10 protein-coding genes, 1 tRNA gene and 1 pseudogene are annotated in these 5,278 nt (G+C 59.1%); 4 read left to right on the top strand and 8 right to left on the bottom strand.

The features are described 5' to 3' along the window. Window positions 1-264, top strand: a 264-nt coding sequence (locus HUK84_RS09745) for a hypothetical protein (protein ID WP_218064301.1), incomplete at its 5' end; no start/stop codon positions are given. Window positions 265-775: 511 nt separating this feature from the next. On the opposite strand, the gene HUK84_RS09750 is transcribed toward HUK84_RS09745, so the two are convergent. The 5 genes from HUK84_RS09750 to HUK84_RS09770 all read right to left on the bottom strand — a co-directional run bounded on the left by HUK84_RS09750 (window position 776) and on the right by HUK84_RS09770 (window position 2,987). Next, the gene (locus HUK84_RS09750; protein ID WP_176640119.1) at window positions 776-1,195 is read right to left on the bottom strand and encodes a hypothetical protein; all 420 of its coding nucleotides are present in this window, start codon (window positions 1,193-1,195) and stop codon (window positions 776-778) included. Continuing rightward, window positions 1,185-1,427 carry a type II toxin-antitoxin system Phd/YefM family antitoxin gene (locus HUK84_RS09755; RefSeq protein ID WP_176640120.1) on the bottom strand — a complete coding sequence of 81 codons (243 nt, stop codon included), beginning with the start codon at window positions 1,425-1,427 and terminating at the stop codon, window positions 1,185-1,187. Before HUK84_RS09755 ends, HUK84_RS09750 begins: the two co-directional genes overlap by 11 nt. Further along, on the bottom strand, window positions 1,427-1,753 hold the full coding sequence (locus HUK84_RS09760) for a CcdB family protein (RefSeq protein WP_176640121.1): 327 nt from the start codon (window positions 1,751-1,753) through the stop codon (window positions 1,427-1,429). Before HUK84_RS09760 ends, HUK84_RS09755 begins: the two co-directional genes overlap by 1 nt. A 4-nt stretch (window positions 1,754-1,757) precedes the next feature. Further along, entirely contained in the window at window positions 1,758-2,027 is a 270-nt protein-coding gene (locus HUK84_RS09765; protein WP_176640122.1) for a type II toxin-antitoxin system CcdA family antitoxin, read from the bottom strand. A 222-nt stretch (window positions 2,028-2,249) separates the two neighbouring features. Next, window positions 2,250-2,987 carry a class I SAM-dependent methyltransferase gene (locus HUK84_RS09770; protein WP_176640123.1) on the bottom strand — a complete coding sequence of 246 codons (738 nt, stop codon included), beginning with the start codon at window positions 2,985-2,987 and terminating at the stop codon, window positions 2,250-2,252. Between the two features lie 356 nt (window positions 2,988-3,343). On the opposite strand from HUK84_RS09770, the pseudogene HUK84_RS09775 reads away from it, so the two are divergent. After that, window positions 3,344-3,640 (top strand): annotated as a pseudogene (locus HUK84_RS09775) (IS5/IS1182 family transposase); the annotation flags it as partial. Window positions 3,641-3,764: 124 nt separating this feature from the next. Here HUK84_RS09775 and HUK84_RS09780 read toward each other — a convergent pair. Beyond that, on the bottom strand, window positions 3,765-4,106 hold the full coding sequence (locus HUK84_RS09780) for an XRE family transcriptional regulator (protein ID WP_176640124.1): 342 nt from the start codon (window positions 4,104-4,106) through the stop codon (window positions 3,765-3,767). Further along, a complete protein-coding gene (locus HUK84_RS09785) occupies window positions 4,103-4,462 on the bottom strand; it encodes a type II toxin-antitoxin system RelE/ParE family toxin (RefSeq protein ID WP_176640125.1) in 360 nt (119 codons plus the stop codon). Before HUK84_RS09785 ends, HUK84_RS09780 begins: the two co-directional genes overlap by 4 nt. Window positions 4,463-4,579: 117 nt before the next feature. On the opposite strand from HUK84_RS09785, the gene HUK84_RS23530 reads away from it, so the two are divergent. Beyond that, window positions 4,580-4,708: a hypothetical protein gene (locus HUK84_RS23530; RefSeq protein WP_281362781.1), complete on the top strand. Its 129-nt coding sequence runs from the start codon at window positions 4,580-4,582 to the stop codon at window positions 4,706-4,708. 37 nt (window positions 4,709-4,745) lie between these two features. Continuing rightward, window positions 4,746-4,937, top strand: a complete 192-nt coding sequence (locus HUK84_RS09790) for a hypothetical protein (protein WP_176640126.1) — start codon at window positions 4,746-4,748, stop codon at window positions 4,935-4,937. 53 nt (window positions 4,938-4,990) lie between these two features. Here the strand turns inward: HUK84_RS09790 and HUK84_RS09795 are convergent. Next, window positions 4,991-5,067 (bottom strand) — tRNA-Arg (locus tag HUK84_RS09795). Window positions 5,068-5,278: the final 211 nt, after the last annotated feature.

A 5,278-nucleotide genomic window follows, 5' to 3' on the forward strand; every position in this document is an offset into this window, starting at 1 on the left:
AGACGCCTCATGACCCCGCCGCGCCCCCGCGCCCTGCCGATCGTCGCCTGGATGGCCGGCAACGTCGCCGCCGCCCTGCTGCCGCCGGTCTATCTGTCGCTGGGCACACCCGCTCCGGTGCTGCCGGGCGTACCCTGCTCGATCGCCTATTTCGTGACGCTGGGCCTGTCGATCGTCTGCTGCCTGCTGGCCGCCTATCGCGACGACGAGAAACGCGGCTATTTCGCCACCTGCCGCCTGCCCGGCCGGACCGATCCGCCATGACACACCCGCCGGCCCCGGCTTGGCATCAGGCCACCGCCTCCGCGACGATATCCGGAAACTGTCCGATCACCCGCACATAGGCAATGGCGAATAGGCAATGGCGAAATCGGCAGGCGTGGCTCGGGCCTGCTCCCAATCGCGCAGGGCGTCCACCGGCCCGCGGAGACATTCGGCAAATTCGGCTAGAGCATCATCCGATCAGATGGAATCATCTGATCGGATAAAGATGCTCGCCAAAACAATGATCTAGAGCCGTATCCGTGAACCAGTGTGAACGGATACGACTCTAGCGTCAGACCCAGGCCAGATCTTTGTTGCGCCTTCTGGCGGAGATGAAGCAGAGGATATCGTCCCGTCAAGCAAAGAGGGTCAAGGCTAAGGTAGAGGCTGAGACGGGGGCTCAGGTCGCGCCAGTTCGGTAACAGGACCGAGCCGGATCAACCTAAAAGGCCCGCTCCGATCGCCGGAACAGGCCTTCCTTCATCACTTGGCAGCATAACCTTCGGCGCAATCACGTTCGTTTTGAGACGCGCAATCCCCTGCCAGCGCGCACCGCTTGCACCCCTCGAATAATTTGATCCGTGAACGCCGAACTGAATTGCCCGCGGGGCGTCCGATCTTCCAATATATAAGAAAATTCCTGCACGTCGGCGTTCATCTCATCGACCATGACCCATAGGGGGATGTGGGTATCGAGATTAGCGCGACGTGCCTCGGTTTCTGGTATCGCGATAGCTTTCCGCTCCAGGGAAGGCTCCTTGCTGGTAATCGGTGCAATAAACAGCACGTGATTACCATCCCGATCTGCGACGACCAGAACCACGCAACTCGGTCTCTTTTTCCGGCCTTCCGTCTCGCCCCGGTCGGCCTGCCATAGCCAAAGATAGTGATAATCGATGATTTGACCGGATTTTGGAAAATCACCGGCCATCAAAATGATCCTTGACGCCCTTATCCCAAAGGGCACCCAGATCATCCGGCATATCGGCTACGCTCAGCGCAGTTTGGCGGCTCACGCCTTGCGTCAGAGTCTTGTAGCATTCCATCGACATGACGACATAGCGCGGCTTCCGATGTTTGGTAATCGCTACCGGGGCGATCGTCGCCGCTTCGAACAGATCACCCGTGCTGCGCGTGAGATCTCCTGCTGTGAACTCCCTCATCACCCCCTCCGGCAATCAGAATATTCATAATATACGTAATTTCTTAATATTCTGCAAGAAGGATCTGCTATGCGGGGACTCAATTTTAAAAAACCCGTTCCGACCCATCGGAGCGGGCCCTCGTCGAACGGATTGGCGAAGATGTCCTCTCCCCCGACATGCAGATGCGGTGTCAGCGGATGGTCCGGCGGCGCGCCGCCGGACCGTCTGACGAGTGGCATGACGACCCGGCCCACGCTGCGGTCCATGCGAGTGCTCTGGATCTGGACGACGAACGGGATATCCCGGTTGCGTCCGGGGTTCCGGTAGATCGTAAATTGCGCCATCGGATCAGAGCGTCAAGAATTCGTCGCTCAGGAAGCCGTACCGCGTGTGCAATTCGTTCACCGCGTCGATCACACCGTCGAGCTTCCGCTGTTCGTCCGCGCGCCGCCGGCGCGCGGATTGCAGGTAGTCGCCCAGCAGGGTCTCGACCGTCGCCGAGAGATTCGGCGTCATGTCCCGGACCTGCGCCACCAGATCGGTGTTGAGCGACAGGTTGACCGGGCGGCGGGGTGCGCTCCGGGCGTAGGAAATGCCGCGGTTGGTCAGCCTGGGCATGATCCGACTCCTTATGCGCATATCGTGCGCATAAAATGCGGATGCTAACGCCGGACCGCAACGCGCAAGTATTTTTTGCTCCAGCCCGCCAGGGAACGATTGATGGACCACGGGTAACACGCATCCAGTGGGACAGGCACTGCTGGTCCTGTCCATGATCGTGCTGTCGTGGTGGACAGCTACATAATGGGGGCCTGAGAACTGGGATTCAGCCGGAACTCTTTACGGCTTTCGGGCAGAAATCATATGCAGTCCGCCAGCCTGCCGGTCGCAATCGACCGTGAAGCCAATTCGCTCCAGTTCGGCAGCCTGCTCCGCCGGGGCAAGCCGCAACTTCCGATAGCGGCTTTTTTCGAAGGTCCACCCTTCGCCGTCGCGAACGTGGATCAGGTCGTTCACAACGACATGGTCGGCTTCGTATTCCAGAAAGCATGTCATGATGCGCCGCTCGTCGGCCCGAACAGGCAGAAAGCGATCGAGCCCTTCGCGTTCATGCGAGAGATCACGAAAGGTCAGAACGAAGCGCCCACCGGGTGCCAGTGCCGCATAGGCGTCCCGGTAGAGTTTCGTCACATCGGACCGCTCATCCAGATGCGTCAGAGTGTCGCCCATGCAAATGATGGCATTCACAGAGCCGCTTTCAACGAACGTTGGAAAATTACGAAGATCGGCAAGAACCGTTCGAATATGTTCACCGGCCCGTGCCGCTTCCAGTTCCGCCAGCAGGGCATTGCTCGCATCGACCGCAATGACGGTCTTGTAGCCGAGGCGCGCGAGAGCAAATGATTGATAGCCAGGGCCGCATCCAAGATCGACGGCTATGTCCTTCGGACCGTCATCCAACCCCGCTTCGGCGAGAAGTAATTTCTGTTCGTCAATTTTTTCATTCAGGGTCAGCCCGTTCATCCATGAATAATGCCGAGCCAGAAGCTCATCATAATGACGTGTTGCCTGGCTCATGGATGTCATCGCCCGTATGTGCAGTTCTTCGCTTCAATCATTGTAAAGGCAAATGCCCGCTTGTCGATGGTCGCCGGCCATCGCCGTCATAAGGGCAGTCCCGAGTGCGCCGCCCGCACGCGCACCCCGTTCCAGCGCCTCCTCAAGGATGGAGTTTTCGGCGACGGCGGCTCCTCACTGGAAAGCCCAGCAGCGATACCGCGCCAGAACCGGCACAGATTCTCACGCTGCCAGACAGGCGGCCGTCCTGGCGAGAATAATTTGTGCCGCGTCGAGCGCTCGGATTTGCGCCTTCCTGTTGTCGTCGTCACCTCCAAAAACGGGGTGTTGCGACGACCGGTTGAATCCGCCCACCTGCCTATCGATCGCAGGCGAATGAAGCTCATCTGGAGACGAGAGGCCTGCGCTCGCGCATCCACCGCAAAAGGCAGGCAGGGAAAGCCCTGCCGCGACATATTGCTCGCGCCAACGGCCGCAAGCCGAAGGTCCGTTCTGGCGTCGAGCATGCGTTCGCCTTTGAAAAAGGGCCGATGGGGCTCGTCGTGCGAACGATCGACCTCGCCTGGGCAACGGTGAAGATTGGTATGGTCAACTTGGTCTACAACATGAACCGCGCTGTCTGGCTGCACAGGACAAGCGCCCTGACAACCTGAAAGAGCCCAGCCAGCCTCCAGTCGTCAAAAAATATCCAACCCATTCGGGATGGGCAAAGCGCCCCAGACGGAATCTATCATCCTCCGTAGAAACAAAACGGGGTTTTTGGAGGTGTCCAGTTGATTAAGCGGGACACGTCTCCGCCTCGGCGCCGATCTCCGCAAAGCTTTTGATCGGCACCGCATGGTCAGGAAACCTTGCGACGATTTGAAGTTCACCCCCCATCGCCTCGATATAGCTGCGCAGCGTGCTGATATACATGTCAGCGCGCTTTTCCATCTTGGCGACAGATGCCTGGTTGACCCCCAGAAGCTCCGCGATCTGCTTTTGTGACATGACATGAGCGCGCCGAAGTTCGGCAAGGTCCATGGCATCGGACATTGCCTTTGCCTTGACTTCGGCCCGTACCCGAGACGCCGGCGACATCTTCGCCCCAAGAGAGGCCAGTGTTTTGCGATCTGTCATATCAGCTTCTCCTGTCTGAGGGTTGCAAGGTGCGTGTCGTATAGATCATCGGCTATTGGCGTCATTCGCTCGTAAAAGCGGTCATCACCAGTTTTATCTCCTCCAATCAGAAGGATAGCGGCACGGCGGGGATCGAACGCATAGAATATCCGAATGGGCCTACCACCGCTCTGAATCCGTAATTCACGCATATGACTATGACGAGACCCGCTGATACCTGACGACATTGGATGTCGCAGACTCGGACCTCGCTCCTCAAGAAGCAGCCCTGACGCGTATACGTCCTCGCGCTCAGTCTCGGTCAGAGAAGCAAACCAATCTTCGAACTCATCAGTATGCTCGACCAACCAGACCATGGCGGGAACATATATGCACTCCAGGGCATATTCAAGCCTTATCGATCTGTCTCTATGCGTCTGGGCATGCCCCGAAGCGTTACAAGATCTTCCTCACCCCCACCCCGGAGCGAAGCCATGATCCGCGGCCTCATGCGCCATGCGGCCCTGTTCGTCTTGATCCCGCTGTCTGCGTGGGCAATCCGAGCGGCGGCCCGGCTCGGACGGCTGACCGTCCGCCTGGAGCGGCGGGAGGGCGCGTTATGAACGAACAGATGCGCGCGTTCCCGACCGGATGCAGGACATGACCCTGACCAGTCAGGAACGGAATATCGTTCTGGAACTGCGCGACCCCAGCGTCCTGCTGCACGACGCGCTGCTACCCCGTCTGATCCTTCTGCCGGATGCCCGCCGTCCCGATGGCGAATGGCGCGAATCGTCTCTCACCCAGTCTGGAGCACCCCCAGCGTATCATGCGCTATCGTGGGTTTTGTGAGAAATCGTCACTTCTAAAAAAGTGGCTGTTTTCTGCTATTTTTTAAGGATATGTGGCGGACTCGAAAGGATTCGAACCTTCGACCTTCGCCTTCGGAGGGCGACGCTCTATCCAGCTGAGCTACGAGTCCAGAGACGCCTCCATAGCCCGAGTTGTTTTCCGGCGCCAGACCTGCCGGGGATTTATTTTCGCCAGGCTTATTCCCTGGCCAGGTCGGCCAGGCCGGGGGCCGCGTCGCCGCCCGAGGGCAGCCATCGGTCGGGATCGGCGATCCATTGCGCGATGTCGGCCAGCGCGGCATCGCGCGTGCGGCTGCGCAGCAGCAGGTGATAGCCGCCGGG

The sequence above is a fragment of the Nguyenibacter vanlangensis genome, from assembly GCF_013376155.1.
Classification (GTDB): domain Bacteria; phylum Pseudomonadota; class Alphaproteobacteria; order Acetobacterales; family Acetobacteraceae; genus Gluconacetobacter; species Gluconacetobacter vanlangensis.

Excerpts from the sequence above, each read along its gene's own strand:
- HUK84_RS09750 (WP_176640119.1), bottom strand. The coding sequence starts at position 1,195 with ATGGCCGGTGATTTTCCAAAATCCGGTCAAATCATCGATTATCACTAT.
- HUK84_RS09755 (WP_176640120.1), bottom strand. The coding sequence starts at position 1,427 with ATGAGGGAGTTCACAGCAGGAGATCTCACGCGCAGCACGGGTGATCTG.
- HUK84_RS09760 (WP_176640121.1), bottom strand. The coding sequence starts at position 1,753 with ATGGCGCAATTTACGATCTACCGGAACCCCGGACGCAACCGGGATATC.
- HUK84_RS09765 (WP_176640122.1), bottom strand. The coding sequence starts at position 2,027 with ATGCCCAGGCTGACCAACCGCGGCATTTCCTACGCCCGGAGCGCACCC.
- HUK84_RS09770 (WP_176640123.1), bottom strand. The coding sequence starts at position 2,987 with ATGAGCCAGGCAACACGTCATTATGATGAGCTTCTGGCTCGGCATTAT.
- HUK84_RS09780 (WP_176640124.1), bottom strand. The coding sequence starts at position 4,106 with ATGACAGATCGCAAAACACTGGCCTCTCTTGGGGCGAAGATGTCGCCG.
- HUK84_RS09785 (WP_176640125.1), bottom strand. The coding sequence starts at position 4,462 with ATGGTCTGGTTGGTCGAGCATACTGATGAGTTCGAAGATTGGTTTGCT.
- HUK84_RS23530 (WP_281362781.1), top strand. The coding sequence starts at position 4,580 with ATGATCCGCGGCCTCATGCGCCATGCGGCCCTGTTCGTCTTGATCCCG.
- HUK84_RS09790 (WP_176640126.1), top strand. The coding sequence starts at position 4,746 with ATGACCCTGACCAGTCAGGAACGGAATATCGTTCTGGAACTGCGCGAC.